General features: G+C 46.1%; 17 protein-coding genes and 1 other annotated feature. Of the genes, 10 read left to right on the top strand and 7 right to left on the bottom strand.

The annotated features are described in order from the left end of the window. Positions 1 to 29: 29 nt before the first annotated feature. The 7 genes from EDF88_RS04400 to pfkB all read right to left on the bottom strand — a co-directional run bounded on the left by EDF88_RS04400 (position 30) and on the right by pfkB (position 6,877). The gene (locus EDF88_RS04400; protein WP_134183137.1) at positions 30 to 1,262 is read right to left on the bottom strand and encodes a NupC/NupG family nucleoside CNT transporter; all 1,233 of its coding nucleotides are present in this window, start codon (positions 1,260 to 1,262) and stop codon (positions 30 to 32) included. Between the two features lie 2 nt (positions 1,263 to 1,264). Then, complete coding sequence (locus EDF88_RS04395) at positions 1,265 to 2,227, bottom strand: nucleoside hydrolase (RefSeq protein WP_134183135.1); 963 nt, start codon at positions 2,225 to 2,227, stop codon at positions 1,265 to 1,267. Positions 2,228 to 2,245: 18 nt separating this feature from the next. Continuing rightward, positions 2,246 to 2,980 carry an outer membrane protein OmpK gene (locus EDF88_RS04390; protein WP_064518242.1) on the bottom strand — a complete coding sequence of 245 codons (735 nt, stop codon included), beginning with the start codon at positions 2,978 to 2,980 and terminating at the stop codon, positions 2,246 to 2,248. Between the two features lie 20 nt (positions 2,981 to 3,000). Then, positions 3,001 to 4,209, bottom strand: coding sequence for a PfkB family carbohydrate kinase (locus EDF88_RS04385; RefSeq protein ID WP_134183133.1), 1,209 nt, complete (start codon positions 4,207 to 4,209; stop codon positions 3,001 to 3,003). Positions 4,210 to 4,594: 385 nt separating this feature from the next. Further along, positions 4,595 to 5,455 carry a fructosamine kinase family protein gene (locus EDF88_RS04380; protein WP_064518246.1) on the bottom strand — a complete coding sequence of 287 codons (861 nt, stop codon included), beginning with the start codon at positions 5,453 to 5,455 and terminating at the stop codon, positions 4,595 to 4,597. A 103-nt stretch (positions 5,456 to 5,558) separates the two neighbouring features. After that, positions 5,559 to 5,849, bottom strand: coding sequence for a type V toxin-antitoxin system endoribonuclease antitoxin GhoS (ghoS, locus tag EDF88_RS04375; RefSeq protein WP_134183131.1), 291 nt, complete (start codon positions 5,847 to 5,849; stop codon positions 5,559 to 5,561). A 98-nt stretch (positions 5,850 to 5,947) separates the two neighbouring features. Beyond that, positions 5,948 to 6,877 carry a 6-phosphofructokinase II gene (gene pfkB, locus EDF88_RS04370; RefSeq protein ID WP_064518250.1) on the bottom strand — a complete coding sequence of 310 codons (930 nt, stop codon included), beginning with the start codon at positions 6,875 to 6,877 and terminating at the stop codon, positions 5,948 to 5,950. Between the two features lie 289 nt (positions 6,878 to 7,166). Between pfkB and EDF88_RS04365 the strand changes: the two genes are divergently transcribed. The 10 genes from EDF88_RS04365 (at position 7,167) to ihfA (ending at position 16,056) form a co-directional block, all read left to right on the top strand. Further along, positions 7,167 to 7,925 carry a DUF481 domain-containing protein gene (locus EDF88_RS04365; RefSeq protein WP_064518253.1) on the top strand — a complete coding sequence of 253 codons (759 nt, stop codon included), beginning with the start codon at positions 7,167 to 7,169 and terminating at the stop codon, positions 7,923 to 7,925. 268 nt (positions 7,926 to 8,193) lie between these two features. After that, positions 8,194 to 8,445: a hypothetical protein gene (locus tag EDF88_RS04360; RefSeq protein ID WP_064518279.1), complete on the top strand. Its 252-nt coding sequence runs from the start codon at positions 8,194 to 8,196 to the stop codon at positions 8,443 to 8,445. A 483-nt stretch (positions 8,446 to 8,928) separates the two neighbouring features. Continuing rightward, the gene (gene thrS, locus EDF88_RS04355; protein ID WP_064518256.1) at positions 8,929 to 10,857 is read left to right on the top strand and encodes a threonine--tRNA ligase; all 1,929 of its coding nucleotides are present in this window, start codon (positions 8,929 to 8,931) and stop codon (positions 10,855 to 10,857) included. A 4-nt stretch (positions 10,858 to 10,861) separates the two neighbouring features. Next, positions 10,862 to 11,404, top strand: a complete 543-nt coding sequence (gene infC / locus EDF88_RS04350) for a translation initiation factor IF-3 (RefSeq protein ID WP_074392078.1) — start codon at positions 10,862 to 10,864, stop codon at positions 11,402 to 11,404. Positions 11,405 to 11,500: 96 nt separating this feature from the next. Beyond that, complete coding sequence (gene rpmI, locus EDF88_RS04345) at positions 11,501 to 11,698, top strand: 50S ribosomal protein L35 (protein WP_005968897.1); 198 nt, start codon at positions 11,501 to 11,503, stop codon at positions 11,696 to 11,698. Between the two features lie 45 nt (positions 11,699 to 11,743). Further along, on the top strand, positions 11,744 to 12,100 hold the full coding sequence (gene rplT / locus EDF88_RS04340) for a 50S ribosomal protein L20 (RefSeq protein ID WP_000124850.1): 357 nt from the start codon (positions 11,744 to 11,746) through the stop codon (positions 12,098 to 12,100). Between the two features lie 76 nt (positions 12,101 to 12,176). Beyond that, positions 12,177 to 12,299: a sequence feature (Phe leader region), on the top strand. Beyond that, positions 12,182 to 12,226, top strand: a complete 45-nt coding sequence (gene pheM / locus EDF88_RS04335; protein ID WP_001386830.1) for a pheST operon leader peptide PheM — start codon at positions 12,182 to 12,184, stop codon at positions 12,224 to 12,226. (Overlaps the previous feature by 45 nt.) Before the next feature lie 67 nt (positions 12,300 to 12,366). Then, entirely contained in the window at positions 12,367 to 13,350 is a 984-nt protein-coding gene (pheS, locus tag EDF88_RS04330; RefSeq protein WP_134183129.1) for a phenylalanine--tRNA ligase subunit alpha, read from the top strand. 14 nt (positions 13,351 to 13,364) lie between these two features. Next, complete coding sequence (gene pheT, locus EDF88_RS04325; RefSeq protein ID WP_134183127.1) at positions 13,365 to 15,752, top strand: phenylalanine--tRNA ligase subunit beta; 2,388 nt, start codon at positions 13,365 to 13,367, stop codon at positions 15,750 to 15,752. A gap of 4 nt (positions 15,753 to 15,756) precedes the next feature. Next, a complete protein-coding gene (gene ihfA / locus EDF88_RS04320; protein ID WP_001229265.1) occupies positions 15,757 to 16,056 on the top strand; it encodes an integration host factor subunit alpha in 300 nt (99 codons plus the stop codon). The last annotated feature ends 82 nt before the right edge of the window (positions 16,057 to 16,138 follow it).

The following is a 16,138-nucleotide window of genomic DNA, read 5'->3' as shown; positions in this document are numbered from 1 at the left end:
TGGAGATGGAGAGCGGTTAATGTTTTGCTTCAGTGGGCGATTAAGTAAAACAACCCGGTTAAAGCTGCACTCATCAGATTGGATAGAGTGCCTGCCAGAATGACTTTTGCACCCATTTGAGCGATAAAACTTTTCTGTGCGGGAACAATACCACCCAGTACGCCAATCAGTGCCGCGGGTGCGGACAGATTAGCGAATCCTGCCAGTGCCATAATCACGATGATTTGCGAGTACTCGGAGAGTTCCGACTTGAGTGATATAAAACTGGTGTAGGCAACAAACTCATTTAGCACCAGCTTTTGTCCCAGCAAACTCCCAACTTGCAGCATCTCGGCTCCAGGTACACCCAACAGCCATGCAATGGGAGCAAAGAGATAACTAAATATGAGTTGTAGCGTGATGTTAGCGACGCCAAAAAGATTAAATGCCCAGCCAAGCAGACCATTGACCATGGCAATCAATGCGATTAATGCCAGTAGCATTGCACCGACATTCACCGCTAACTTCAGGCCAGATATAGCTCCGTTAGTTGCCGCTTCAACGATGTTAATCGGCCTTTCTTCATGGCTTTCATTATCCTCAATGTGAATATCGGCAACCTTGTCAGGTTCGGTTTCCGGGTAGAGAATTTTTGCCATTAATAGCCCGCCGGGCGCGGACATGAAAGAGGCCGCAACCAGATAACGCATTTCAATCCCCATACTGGCGTAACCGACCAGAACCGACCCAGCGATGGAAGCAACGCCGCCACACATCAAAGCAAAAAGTTCTGAGCGTGTCATTTTTGGGGCGTAGGGGCGCATTAGCACGAATACATCGGTGTTACCGGCAAAAATATTTGCAGTAGCCGCCATGGATTCTGCGGGACTGGTTTTTAACAACTTATGAATGGCGGTACCGATAATACGGATCACCCATTGCATAATGCCGAGGTAATAGAGCACGGAGAAGAGTGCTGACATAAAGATAATGATCGGCAAAACGTGAAACGCGAACAGGAAGCCCATTTTAAAGCGGCCTAAATCACCAAAAAGAAAATTAATCCCCTCAGATGAATAAGTTAGCACTCCAGAAAGGCTGTTAGAGATGGAAAGTAAGATTCTCTCGCCAGCGGGAACATAAAGTATGAATGCCGCCACGGATGCCTGAATAGTAAAAGCACCGATGACTGTGCGTAACTTAATTGCTCTGCGATTTGACGAAAATAGCAGTGCGATGGCCAGCAGAACAAGAATACATAGGCAAAGAATAAATATGCGCATGTTTATTCCTTATCGGCATCAATAATTTTACGAAACAGATCTTTAAACAGATCGTCTCGTTCGATAAATTTCACCACCCGAATCTGGTGGCGACGGTTATCAAAACTCCAGTTCAGATTGTCATTAACCAGTGGTGCAGCCAGATACTGGCAGGTAAACCATTCAGGGTTCAGTACATAGCCTACGGTGGTGATATCCCAAATAACTTTGCGAGAAGCGAAGCCAATCCACGGACAGCGTGATGCTATCTCGGCGATGTAGTTGCCAAAACGACTGGTATTCGAAAGATAAAATTGTAATTCTGGTACTGAGGTTGCCATACAGTTGGCTACGCCAAAGCAGGGGATTTGCGTAAGTGCGGCACCGCTATCAAACAGTATGCGGCTGGCGAAAACATCCTGCATCAGATTAAATTCTTGGTTATTTTTCCAGTCATAACTGTTGCCGCCAAGCCAAATAACATGGATTTTATGGATAATATCAGGGGCAGTAAGTAGCGCATTGGCAACATTAGTTGGCGCACCAATACAGAGAACCTGAAGCGTCTGTGTCGCGGCGCGTGCGCGAATAATTAAATCTTCTACGGCTGGTGATATTTCTATTTCATCACTCTTGGTCAGGTACCGCGTAGAACCTTTAAATATTGCTGGGAGTGGCTGCCGGTGTGGAAATTTTTCAAATACCCGGTGAATTTCGTCAAAACTCAATTCCATTCCTACGGCAGGATTATCAACATAGGTGTGAGAATTGCCCTCGCCAAAAAAATGGTTGGTAAAAGGGGCGGCATAAATGGCTTGAAGGTCTATACGTTCCGGATGCAGGTAAGCCCAGGCGATGGCTATCTGATCGTCAATTTCATTATAAGTATCGCTATCCATCACGACAGGAATCACGCCGTCGGACGGAAGGGACATCAGTGCTGCGCGTTGTACCGGCGTGAGTTCCGGCCATAGTGAGATTTTCATATGAATAGATTCCGTAAGTTAAAAGTCATAAGCGAGACGATAAATTAAAATATCTCCGTAACCATCCGCCCCCAACTTGTTATAAAAATAGCGATACATAAATGTTGTTGAAATATGGTTGGTTAGTTTCCATGTGATATTTAAACCACCATTTAAACCTTCACGACCAGAGTTATTGGCTGTGTAATCATCGTTGCGGTCTAGTTCTATTTCATTCCAGTTGGTAAGCAATAAATCCTGGTTGAATAGAGTGAAGGCATAACCTGCATTCCAGCCGATACTGAAGCCATTTAGACCGTTAACATCATGCGCGGGGCCAAAATTATTATGGGCGGTAATATATTGCCGTGCTATCCATGGTTTAAACCACCAGCCATCACCTTTTATATCGGTATAACCTAACCCAATAAATTGGTTGGTTTCTTTAAAGTCGGGACTTTGCGAATTATACACTTTAGTAAATAGACTTACGCCGCTGCTCCATAAATAAGTATGGATTTCTCCATTGGCGGTCTGCCCCTGATTACCTTCTTTGTCTAAGATGTTTTCATAATCATAAAAACCATACATCTCTCCCCAATCGAAACCCATACCGCCTTCAATACCAATTAAAGCCTGCTCATATTCAAGATCTTTAACGCCTGAGTCCCAGGATTGATAGTCAAAATGGATATTCCCCCAGCCATATTTTTGTTCGGACTGTACAAGAAATGAAGTTGCTAACAAAATCAAACTAATTATGATCCGTGTCATTTTAATTCCCTTAAAAATAATTAGCTCACTGAGTTTTTTATTTTCTCAATGACGAAGTGATGCTCAGGCATATTCGCAGCACCTTCTCGTTCAACGGCTAAAGAGGCAAATGCACTGGCGTAGTTGAGTGCGGTTGAAAGGCTAAGGCCACAAGCAAGCTGAGCGGCTAGCGCGCCATTAAAGGCATCTCCTGCGCCAGCAGTATCAATGTTGACTGCAGGGTAGGCTGGAACTTGACGATGTTGTTTGCCATCGTAGAACCAGCAACCTTGGCTCCCAAGCGTGATAATGACAATTTGCGGCCCCATTTGGTGGATAGCTTCCGCAGCACGGAGGATCTCTTCATTTGTCCGAATAGAGGTGGCCGTGATGGATTCGGCTTCGGTCAAATTAGGTGTTGCAATGCTTACCCATGGCAGCATGTCGCGCACTTCCTCGCGCCACGGGGCCGGGTTAAAAATGGTGGTTATTCCACAAGAGTGGGCAAATTTTAGGGCTAGTGCGGTTGCATCTGGGTTATTTTCCATTTGAGTTAGGAAAACATTGGATTTCTTGATAGCACCGTAGCAACTGATGATTTCATCTGCGGTAAAGGTCTGATTTGCACCAGGGTTGATGATAATGGCGTTATCACCCGCCTCTTCGGACACCATGACAACAGCACTTCCGGTAGGAGTCTCGGGTTGGGTAAAAAGAGTTAATGCTTCGAAGCCGAAATTGTTAAGGAATTGTTGTGCTTTAGCGGCGAAATCATCGTTACCTACCTTTGCGACAAAATCTGTTCGTGCGCCCGCCATACAGGCTGCAATAGCCTGGTTACTTCCTTTCCCCCCAGGTAAGCAACATGAATACAGGGCTCGGGTGGTTTCACCAGAGCAAGGAAAATTTTGCAAGCGGTATACCAGATCCGTATTGAATGAACCTAAAACAAATACTTTTCCCGTATTTTCAGGGGAAAGTACAGTCATATCAAATGAGTTAATTTTCATATTTGTATGTAGATAAGGTTGGTTATTTTTATAAAGAGCGGATTCTTTAGTGCTGAGTAGAACAGCACCACCATAACGCGGTCGAATCATTCCCGTTAATTCCAGCTCCTTAATATCCCGGCGTATTGTCCTTTCTGTAACGTTTAGTATTTTTGCAAGCTCTTTAATTTTTACGGATTGATTCTTCTTTATTTCTGAAAGGATATATTTCTGGCGCTGTTGATTATAGGGTCCGAACATAATGAAGAACCTCAATTGCTATTGGTGTCTGGTGAATACCCCCCCCCTCGCATAAAATACGTGCGAAATCGTAATGGCGTGTTTTTAATAACATTAAAAAGTCATTGATTCAGGTGGGTTGTTTTATATTGGCATCCTCTGTTTTTTTATTGTTTGGTGTATATCCATAGTATATAAAAATCTAAATGATTGACTGTGGAGGAAATCACATAAAAAATGAACAATCGGACATTATGTCCGATTCATGATTAAATTAATGTATTGATTCATTTTTATAAAAATCGGTTAATTATTGATTCAAATAATAGAATGCTTTTTGATAGGGAAATGTTTTGGAGAGCAGGCAATGCGGGGAGATGAGTCTCCCCGCATTGGAGGATTGGATTTACGCCGCCAGAACTCTATCTAATGCTTTTTGTGCGACCACTAAATGCTGGCCGCCAAAAAGAATCGCCCGGTTAAGTAGGGTATAGAGTTGATAGACCGGTTGGCGTAGGAGGAAATCAGTGGGAAGAGGGGATATCGACTGGTAACCGTCATAGATTTGCGGTGGTTGATCAGGATGCAATGGCAACATTGCCAGGTCGCATTCCCGATCTCCCCAGTAACACGCCGGGTCGTAAATAAATGGACCATCAGGCCCCATTGCGCAATTTCCTGACCACAAATCACCATGTAGCAATGATGGCTGCGGCTGGTGGGAGGCAAGTGTTTGGTGTACAAAATCAACGATAAGATCGATATCACCAAATTGGATCCCTTTTTCAGCTGCGAGTTCTAACTGCCAGCCAATGCGTTGCTCCGCAAAAAAAGTTGACCAGCGTCGTTGCCAGGCATTGGGTTGAGGGGTAGTGGAAAGATCATTATCAAAATCGAGGCCAAATTGCGGTTGTTCGCTCCATAGATGCAACCGTGCCAGCTGTTGCCCCAGCAAAAAGGCGTTATGCGCATCCAGCGGTTTTGATGGCATGTATTCGAGCAGCAGGAAGCTGTAATCGCGATCGCTGCCAACCGCCCAGACTTTAGGTACGCGTACCGTATTGCTGCGCGAAAGTAACTCAAGCTGGTCGGCTTCAGCAGTGAAGATGGGTAACATTTCACGCGCATCGCTTTTGACAAAGATCTCATGACCGGCATAGTGAATTCGCCATGCGGCATGTATTTCTCCGCCGGGTAATTCCGTGCGTTGTTCAATTTCAGCAGTGCCGAGTTGTTCACTTAACAGACGACTAATAGCTTGCCACATGATGCTTCTCCCCAGGTTTTCTGGTAGATCATTAGCTTACCGCTGTTAACCAGGTCAAACTTCGAACTGACGCACATCCCCGGTCATGATATTTAAAACAAGGTTATTTACTTTCTTGTAGCCAGTTTTCCCATGTTGTTACTGACACTTCGGGTTCGATACCCAGTGCTAACTGGCCAAGGCCACGGGATAACTCTTCAACTTCTGTCTGGCTTGATGTGCTTATTAACCCAAAAGTATTGATACCTAACTCGTGAATTTTCCCTTCGTCATCTGACATAGTGAGCAAAAAACCGCCGCGTGTCAGTTGGTTATTGAGCTCGTTAAGATCCGTGAGATTATTTTCCTGGAACTTAAATGTGACAACATAGCGCACGATGTCTCCGCTACTCATTATTCACCTCATTGTTATCCCAAAGGTTTTAGCATAGTTGATCTATATGAAATGGCGACTTTTGGCGAAACGACAAGCCACCATTCAGGATTTAGTCGCTAACTACGCAAGTAATTGTAGATTTTTTGCGTATTTTCCAGTGAGCACAAACGAGTGCCATGATTTAGGGTGGCAGCACTACCTGCGGCGACACCGAAACGAACCATATCTAATAAAGGTGCGCCTTCCGCCAGTTTCAATGTCATTGCTCCGACCATGCTATCGCCTGCGCCAACCGTACTTTGGCTTTTGACTGGCGGTGGAACAACTTGCACACAACCGCTGGCATCAACACCAAGAGCACCTTGTGGACCAAGAGAAACCACCACGCGTTTCGCTTTGCCACTGTCGACAATCTCTTGTGCAGCTTGGCGCACATCGTCAGGCTGAGTGAGATCACGGTTTACTAATGCACTGAGTTCTTTTTGGTTTGGTTTAACCAACTCAATATTGCCGATTTCAAGGGTTGCTTTTAAGGCTTCGCCAGAGCTATCCACGATGCAGCGGATTCCTGCTTTTTGAGCTGCTTTTACTAATGCGCAAAGTTTAGAAACGTTAATACCTGGTGGGAGACTGCCACTAATAACCAGAATGGCTTCGGGTTCAATGGACAATATTTTTTCTTCGAGCAAACGGAATTCATCATCGGTGAGTGCGGCTCCTGGCATCACAAAACGATACTGTTCGCCAGTTGATTCCGCATGAACATGTAAGTTTTGTCGAGTCCAGTCGCATGCATTAACAGTATCAATAGCGACATGTTCATCAAGCAGGAGGGCACAAAGGTGTTCCCCGGTCGCGCCACCGGAAGGAAATATGGCTGTTGCCTGGCCTCCCAAATGCACAATCGCACGTGCAACGTTAATGCCGCCACCGCCAGGTTCAAACACTGGAGCGGTGCAACGGAGTTTTCCCTCCGGGTAAATTTGTGCGGTTAATGTTGCACTATCGAGTGAGGGAGCAAGTGTCAATGTATAAATCCGAGCCATATATCCTCCTTAATTTAGCGTTGGGATAAAGCGTAGCACTGTTTTAGCCCAAAGAATGTCAATTAACACAATGATTTATCAAATGATTTGTAAAAAGCAATAGAACACTATGTTTATGAAAATAAAGATGTTTTAAGAGCTCTCTTATTCAAAAAATGAAAGAAGAATTCATTGCTATGTTATTCGGGCTTTTTTATAATTTGTAACCTTTCTTGGCTCATAATTATTTGATCCACAGAAGAGATTCCGGAACCTTGATGGTTTCTTTTTATGTTGTACGGACGATTAAATGAATTTAGTTAAGACAGTACCGGCTGCAATTTTGCTGACCGGAAGTGCGCTATTGAGTCACTTTGCAATTGCAGATAATTCGGTTTTCACTGTCATGGATGACCCATCTACCGCTAAGAAACCGTTCGAAGGTAACCTGAATGCGGGTTATCTTGCGCAATCAGGTAACACCACAAGCTCTTCGTTGACTGCGGACACCAACATGACCTGGTACGACACCTCTACCGCGTGGTCACTTTGGGGTAATGCAAACAACACGTCCTCTAACGATGAGCGCTCTTCTGAGACTTATGCTGCTGGTGGTCGTAGCCGTTACAACATGACTGATAGCGATTATCTATTTGGTCAGGCAAGCTGGTTAACAGACCGCTACAACGGATATCAGTCGCGTGATGTGCTGACCGCAGGTTATGGTCGTCAGTTCCTCAGTGGCCCGGTACACAGTCTGCGTGTGGAATTTGGTCCTGGCGTGCGTTATGACGAGTACACAGATGGCGGGCATAAGACCCAGCCGCTGGGTTATGCGTCAGGTATCTATAACTGGCAACTGACCGATAACGCCAAATTTATCCAGGGTGTTTCTGTGCTGGGTAGTCAGGATACGACGGTAAACTCTGAAACTGCTCTTGAAGTTGCAATCAATGAGCACTTTGGTTTGCGGGTTGGCTACAACGTTACCTGGAACTCAAATCCACCTGATTCAGCTCCAGAGCATACAGATAGACGTACCGCAGTTACTCTTGGTTATAAGATGTAATTGGCAAAGCCGGGTAACTCCCGGCTTTAATGTTTTATTTTATCACTATGTGCTAATATTATTTTGGTCCATGGTTTTGTTTTAAATAAAATCAAATATGCCTGCTTTTCCTTCATAATCTCTCCACAATCTATCACTTCGACATATATTCAGTATCTTTGAAACTCTTTGACAAATAAATTGACTGGGAAAAAGTGTGATCTGGATCTACTCTTATTTGGTGTAAGGCAATATGCCTGCTGGTCCACTAAATAAGAGAATAATGAATATGAAAACAATTAAATATACCGCTGCAGCAGTCGTACTTTCTGTGATTTCATTTGGTGCATTTGCAGCTCAACCTGCAACTACCACCACTTTAACAAGCACTACAGCCACCACGCAGACAGCACCATCTAATACATGGCATGCCACTGATATTGAAGCTGGTTCAAATATCCAGCCGGGCGCTCAGTCAACTGGCCGTTCAATGGATGATGCTTTTGATGTCCATACCTTGGTTGCTGGCGAGTGGTATTAATAACTAACCAGTGATGTTTAGTTTTCATTTATACGAACTTGCTAATTGATCGCTCATTTTTCAAATTCGTATGAAATAAAAAACCGGAGCAAGATGCCCGGTTTTTTATTTTCCTAATCTTATAAACCGATAATGTAATTATTGGTCAGCGCAATGTTTAGAAAATCTTATTAGTTTCATTTGCATCTTTTTCGAGAATACAAACGTATTTTCACTGATAGTTGCGTGAAAAAATGGGGATAAAACAGTCAGTTAATATTACCGGTATCAAGATGATTCTGGACTGCGAAACGCGACATACCCTCCTTAAAGTGATAGTATTCTCAACCGTCGTGAAGTTGTGAACCGCACATTCACGCAGGAATTGTGGACCCGGCCTTGCAATTGTAGGCGAGAAGGTGACGCAATCTATTGAAACTAAAGTAAAATACATGTTGCATGTGATCTTACGTGTGGGTCACCACTGCAGATAAGGACTTATTAATGCCTGTTATTACTCTTCCTGATGGCAGCCAACGCCATTACGACCATGCTGTTAGCCCGCTGGATGTAGCCCTGGACATCGGTCCTGGCCTTGCAAAAGCGTGTATCGCTGGCCGTGTTGATGGCGAACTGGTTGATGCATCTGATGTTATTGAGCACGATGCTAAACTCGCGATTATCACCGTTAAAGATGAAGCTGGCCTGGAGATTCTCCGCCACTCATGCGCCCACTTATTGGGTCATGCCATCAAACAACTGTGGCCGCACACTAAAATGGCGATTGGCCCGGTTATTGATAACGGTTTTTACTACGACGTTGACATTGACCACACGCTGACGCAGGAAGATCTTGAGCTGCTCGAGAAGCGTATGCACGAGCTGGCTGAGAAAGATTACGATGTCATCAAGAAGAAAGTGAGCTGGCACGAAGCCCGCGAAACTTTCGTCAACCGTGGCGAGAGCTACAAGGTTGCGATTCTTGATGAAAACATCAGCCATGATGATAAGCCTGGTCTGTATCATCATGAAGAATACGTTGATATGTGCCGTGGTCCGCACGTACCGAATATGCGTTTCTGCCATCATTTCAAACTGCAGAAAACATCTGGTGCATACTGGCGTGGCGACAGCAGCAACAAAATGCTGCAACGTATTTATGGCACCGCGTGGGCAGATAAAAAGCAACTGAATGCATATCTGCAACGCCTGGAAGAAGCCTCTAAACGTGACCACCGTAAAATTGGTAAGCAACTCGACCTGTATCATATGCAGGAAGAGGCGCCAGGTATGGTGTTCTGGCATAATGACGGCTGGACTATCTTCCGTGAGTTGGAGGTGTTTGTACGCTCCAAACTCAAAGAGTATCAGTATCAGGAAGTGAAAGGCCCGTTCATGATGGACCGTGTGCTGTGGGAAAAAACCGGCCACTGGGACAACTATAAAGATGCGATGTTTACTACTTCTTCCGAGAACCGTGAATACTGCATCAAGCCAATGAACTGCCCAGGTCACGTGCAGATCTTTAACCAGGGTCTGAAGTCTTACCGCGACCTGCCATTACGTATGGCTGAGTTTGGTAGCTGTCACCGTAACGAGCCGTCAGGCGCTTTGCATGGCCTGATGCGCGTTCGTGGTTTTACTCAGGACGATGCTCACGTATTCTGTACCGAAGAGCAGGTTCGCGATGAAGTGAACAGCTGTATCCGCATGGTCTATGACATGTACAGCACCTTCGGTTTTGAAAAAATCGTTGTGAAGCTGTCTACCCGCCCGGAAAAACGCATCGGTACCGACGAAATGTGGGATCGTGCAGAGGCGGATTTGGCCGTAGCGCTGCAAGAAAATAATATACCGTTTGATTATCAACCGGGTGAGGGTGCATTCTATGGCCCTAAAATTGAATTTACCCTGTATGACTGCCTGGATCGTGCATGGCAGTGCGGCACTGTGCAGCTGGACTTCTCTTTACCATCACGCCTGAACGCGTCTTATATCGGCGAAAGTAACGAACGTCTGGTTCCGGTAATGATTCACCGTGCAATTCTCGGGTCAATGGAACGTTTCATTGGTATCCTTACCGAAGAATTTGCGGGCTTCTTCCCAACCTGGCTTGCGCCGGTACAAGCAGTGGTCATGAATATCACTGATGGACAGTCTGATTACGTCGAAGAATTGACCCGTAAACTGCAAAATGCAGGCATTCGTGTAAAAGCAGACTTGAGAAATGAGAAGATTGGCTTTAAAATCCGTGAACACACGTTGCGTCGTGTCCCTTACATGTTAGTTTGTGGCGATAAAGAGGTCGAAGCAGGCAAAGTTGCTGTTCGTACCCGTCGTGGCAAAGATTTGGGGAGCATGGACGTAAACGAATTGATTGAAAAACTGCAGAATGAAATTCGCAGTCGCAATCTTAATCAACTAGAGGAATAGAGTTATTAAAGGCGGAAAAAGAGTTCAACCGGCGCGTCCTAATCGCATAAACAGAGAAATTCGTGCCACAGAAGTTCGTCTGACAGGCTTAGACGGCGAACCTATTGGTATTGTCAGTCTGAATGAAGCTTTAGAAAAAGCCGAGGAGGCTGGGGTTGATTTAGTTGAAATCAGTCCTAATGCTGAACCGCCTGTTTGTCGCATTATGGATTACGGCAAATTCCTCTACGAAAAAAGCAAATCTTCTAAGGAACAGAAGAAAAAGCAAAAAGTTATTCAGGTCAAGGAAATCAAATTCCGACCTGGTACCGATGATGGCGACTATCAGGTAAAACTCCGCAGCCTGGTTCGCTTTCTGGAAGAGGGTGATAAAGCTAAAATCACACTGCGTTTCCGCGGTCGTGAAATGGCTCACCAACAGATTGGTATGGAAGTGCTTAACCGCGTCCGTGACGATCTGAGTGAACTGGCAGTCGTCGAATCCTTCCCATCGAAGATCGAAGGCCGCCAGATGATCATGGTGCTCGCTCCGAAGAAGAAACAGTAAGGCCATCAAGTAACAGTTCTCGCGAGGTTTCGGCCTCGTGAGTTTTGTTCGCCTTCTGGTTCGTTTTATTAACAATGCGAAGTGGAAAGTTATTAAATGCCAAAGATTAAAACTGTACGCGGCGCCGCTAAGCGCTTCAAAAAGACCGCCGGTGGTGGTTTTAAGCGTAAGCACGCTAACCTGCGTCATATTCTGACTAAAAAGTCTACTAAGCGTAAACGTCACCTGCGTCCGAAAGGTATGGTCTCCAAAGGGGATCTGGGCCTGGTCATCGCTTGCCTGCCGTACGCATAAGTAGCACTTTTTAATTAATTCAGAATATAGAACAGGAGAGCTAATATGGCTCGCGTAAAACGTGGTGTTATCGCACGTGCTCGTCACAAAAAAATCCTTAAACAAGCCAAAGGCTACTACGGTGCGCGTTCACGCGTATACCGCGTTGCTTTCCAGGCTGTTATCAAAGCTGGCCAATACGCTTACCGTGACCGTCGTCAACGTAAACGTCAATTCCGTCAGCTGTGGATTGCACGTATCAATGCTGCAGCTCGTCAGAACGGGATCTCTTACAGCAAATTCATCAATGGCTTGAAAAAAGCTTCTGTTGAAATCGACCGTAAGATCCTGGCTGACATCGCCGTATTCGACAAAGTGGCATTTACTGCACTAGTTGAAAAAGCGAAAGCAGCTCTGGCGTAAGCCAGTTATTAGAGGGAGCTTGCTCCCTCTTTTAATTTCTAACGGTAATGTTTAACACTGCTCAATAAGGTAACTGCAAGCATGAATGCTGCTATTTTCCGTTTCTTTTTTTACTTTAGCACCTGAACTAGGGGGCTTTGCGCGTAAGAAAAGAAACGAAAAATAGCGCCGAAAGCCTCCATTAGGAGGCTTTTTTTTTGCATCCTTTTTTATCTTTGTATACGGATCAACTACCCCGGTAATTATGCCGGCATAAGAGGAATACCATGCCACATCTCGCAGAGCTGGTTGCCAACGCAACGGCCGCCATAAACGAGGCCCAGGATGTTGCCGCGTTAGACAACGTACGCGTCGAGTATTTAGGGAAAAAAGGTCATCTGACCCTCCAGATGACCACCCTGCGTGAATTGCCAGCAGAAGAGCGCCCAGCTGCGGGTGCAGTAATTAACGAAGCCAAAGAGAAAGTGCAGGAAGCATTGAATTCTCGCAAAAATGCACTTGAAAGTGCGGCACTGAATGCTCGCCTGGCCGAAGAAACTATCGATATCTCACTGCCTGGCCGCCGTGTTGAAAATGGTGGTTTGCATCCAGTTACTCGCACCATCGACCGTATTGAAAGCTTCTTTGGTGAGTTAGGCTTCACCGTAGCTACTGGCCCGGAAATCGAAGATGATTACCACAACTTTGATGCACTGAATATCCCAGGCCATCACCCAGCTCGTGCTGACCACGATACATTCTGGTTCGATGCAACTCGTTTACTGCGCACCCAGACTTCTGGCGTTCAGATTCGCACGATGAAAGACAAGCAGCCGCCGATTCGTATTATCGCGCCGGGCCGCGTGTATCGTAACGACTACGATCAGACACACACGCCAATGTTCCATCAGATGGAAGGCTTGATTGTTGATACCAATATCAACTTCGCCAACCTGAAAGGCACGATTCACGATTTCCTGAACAACTTCTTCGAAGCTGATTTGCAGATTCGTTTCCGCCCGTCCTACTTCCCGTTCACCGAACCATCCGCAGAAGTTGATGTAATGGGTAAAAATGGTAAATGGCTGGAAGTATTAGGCTGCGGCATGGTGCATCCGAACGTTCTGCGTAACGTTGGTATCGACCCAGAAGTTTATTCAGGCTTTGCTTTCGGTATGGGCATGGAACGTTTAACCATGCTGCGCTACGGCGTAACCGATTTGCGTGCATTTTTCGAAAATGATTTACGTTTCCTCAAACAGTTTAAATAAGGGCGGGATATCCAATGAAATTCAGTGAACTCTGGTTACGCGAATGGGTAAACCCAGCCAACAGTAGTGAAGAGCTTTCCGGTCAAATTACTATGGCTGGTCTTGAAGTTGATGGTGTTGATGCCGTTGCGGGCGAATTCAACGGTGTGGTTGTGGGTGAAGTGGTTGAGTGCGGCCAACATCCAAACGCTGACAAATTGCGTGTAACAAAAGTTAATGTCGGTGGCGACCGTCTGTTAGACATCGTTTGTGGTGCACCAAATTGCCGTCAGGGCCTGAAGGTTGCTGTGGCAACCGTTGGTGCTGTGTTGCCAGGCGATTTCAAAATTAAAGCTGCAAAACTGCGTGGCGAGCCATCAGAAGGCATGCTCTGCTCATTCTCCGAGCTGGGTATTTCCGATGACCATAACGGTATTATTGAGCTGCCGCTGGATGCGCCGATTGGTACTGACATCCGCGAATACCTGAAGCTTGACGACAACACTATCGAAATCAGCGTAACGCCAAACCGTGCCGATTGCCTCGGTATCATCGGTGTTGCCCGTGATGTTGCGGTTGTGAACCAACTGCCATTAAACGTGCCAGAAATAGTTACTGTCGCGGCGTCTATTACCGACACGCTGCCAATTCGTGTCGATGCGCCTGAAGCATGTCCACGTTACCTGGGTCGTGTGGTTAAAGGTATCAACGTCAAAGCGCCTACGCCGCTGTGGATGAAAGAAAAACTGCGTCGTTGCGGTATTCGTTCTATCGATGCGGTAGTTGACGTAACTAACTACGTGCTGCTGGAACTCGGCCAACCGATGCATGCGTTCGATAAAGACCGCATTGAAGGTGGCATCGTTGTACGTATGGCAGAAGAGGGCGAAACCCTGACACTGCTTGATGGTAACGAAGCGAAGTTGAATGCCGATACTCTGGTCATTGCTGACCACAACAAAGCGCTGGCAATGGGCGGCATCTTTGGTGGTGAACATTCTGGTGTGAATGATGAAACCCAGAACGTACTGCTTGAGTGTGCATTCTTCAGCCCACTGTCTATTACCGGCCGCGCGCGCCGCCATGGCTTGCATACCGATGCTTCTCATCGTTATGAGCGTGGTGTGGATTCAGCGTTGCAGTACAAAGCAATGGAACGTGCTACTCGTCTGTTGATCGATATCTGTGGCGGTGAAGCAGGCCCGGTAATTGATGTGACTAATGAAGCACATCTGCCAAAAGCTGCCACAATTACTCTGCGTCGCAGCAAGCTGGACCGTCTGATTGGCCATCATATTGCAGATGTACAGGTTGGCGACATTCTGCGTCGTCTGGGCTGCGAAGTGACTGAAGGTGATAACCAGTGGACGGCAGTGGCTCCAAGCTGGCGCTTTGATATGCAGATTGAAGAAGATCTGGTTGAAGAAGTGGCGCGCGTTTATGGTTACAACAGCATTCCTAACGAGCCTGTTCAAGCGGGTCTGATCATGGGTACTCACCGTGAAGCTGACCTTTCGCTCAAGCGTGTGAAAACAATGCTGGTCGATAAAGGCTACCAGGAAGTGATCACCTACAGCTTTGTTGATCCTAAAGTTCAACAACTGTTGCACCCGGGTGAAGAAAATCTGATTTTGCCAAGCCCAATTTCCAGCGAAATGTCAGCAATGCGTTTGTCCCTGCTGACCGGTCTGCTCAATACAGTGGTTTATAACCAAAACCGCCAGCAGGCGCGTGTGCGCATCTTTGAGTCAGGTTTACGCTTTGTTCCTGATACGCAGGCAGACCTGGGTATTCGTCAGGATCTTATGCTGGCTGGTGCGATCTGTGGTAACCGCTACGAAGAGCATTGGGATCTGGCGCGTAACACCGTCGACTTCTATGATTTGAAGGGCGATCTGGAAGCAGTTCTGGATCTGACCGGTAAACTTTCAGACATCGAATTTAAAGCAGCAAGCAACCCAGCCTTGCATCCAGGCCAAAGTGCTGCCATTTATTTAGGTGGGGAATACGTTGGTTTCATTGGTGTTGTGCACCCGGAACTTGAACGTAAGCTTTCACTCAATGGTCGTACACTGGTGTTCGAAGTACTGTGGAACAAGCTTGCAGACCGCGCTGTGCCTGAGTCTAAAGAGATTTCTCGTTTCCCTGCGAACCGTCGTGACATTGCAGTTGTGGTTGCAGAAAACGTTCCCGCAGCAGATATTTTGGCAGAGTGTAAGAAAGTTGGCGCAAATCAGGTAGTTGGCGTAAACTTGTTTGATGTGTACCGTGGTAAAGGTGTAGCCGAAGGTTATAAGAGCCTTGCCATAAGCCTTATCCTGCAGGATACGGGCCGTACACTCGAAGAAGAGGAGATGGCCGCTACCGTTGCAAAATGTGTAGAGGCATTAAAAGAGCGATTCCAGGCATCATTGAGGGATTGAACGTATGGCGCTTACAAAAGCTGAAATGTCAGAATATCTGTTTGATAAGCTAGGGCTTAGCAAACGTGATGCTAAAGAGTTGGTAGAACTGTTTTTCGAAGAGATCCGTCGCGCTTTGGAAAACGGCGAGCAGGTTAAACTATCAGGCTTTGGTAATTTTGACTTACGCGATAAAAACCAACGTCCCGGGCGTAACCCGAAGACTGGTGAAGATATTCCTATCACGGCACGCCGTGTAGTGACCTTCCGACCTGGTCAGAAGTTGAAGAGTAGGGTTGAAAACGCGTCGCCGAAAGACGAGTAACCTGAATTAACCAAAAAGGCCGCTTTAGCGGCCTTTTTCTTTGCTTAAAATCCAGCAATTCATCTCATTTTAATGCTGCAGC

Origin of the sequence: Buttiauxella sp. BIGb0552 (assembly GCF_004366275.1) — a bacterium.
Taxonomy (GTDB): Bacteria; Pseudomonadota; Gammaproteobacteria; order Enterobacterales; family Enterobacteriaceae; genus Buttiauxella; species Buttiauxella gaviniae.
This window is presented reverse-complemented; position numbering and strand designations above follow the sequence as displayed.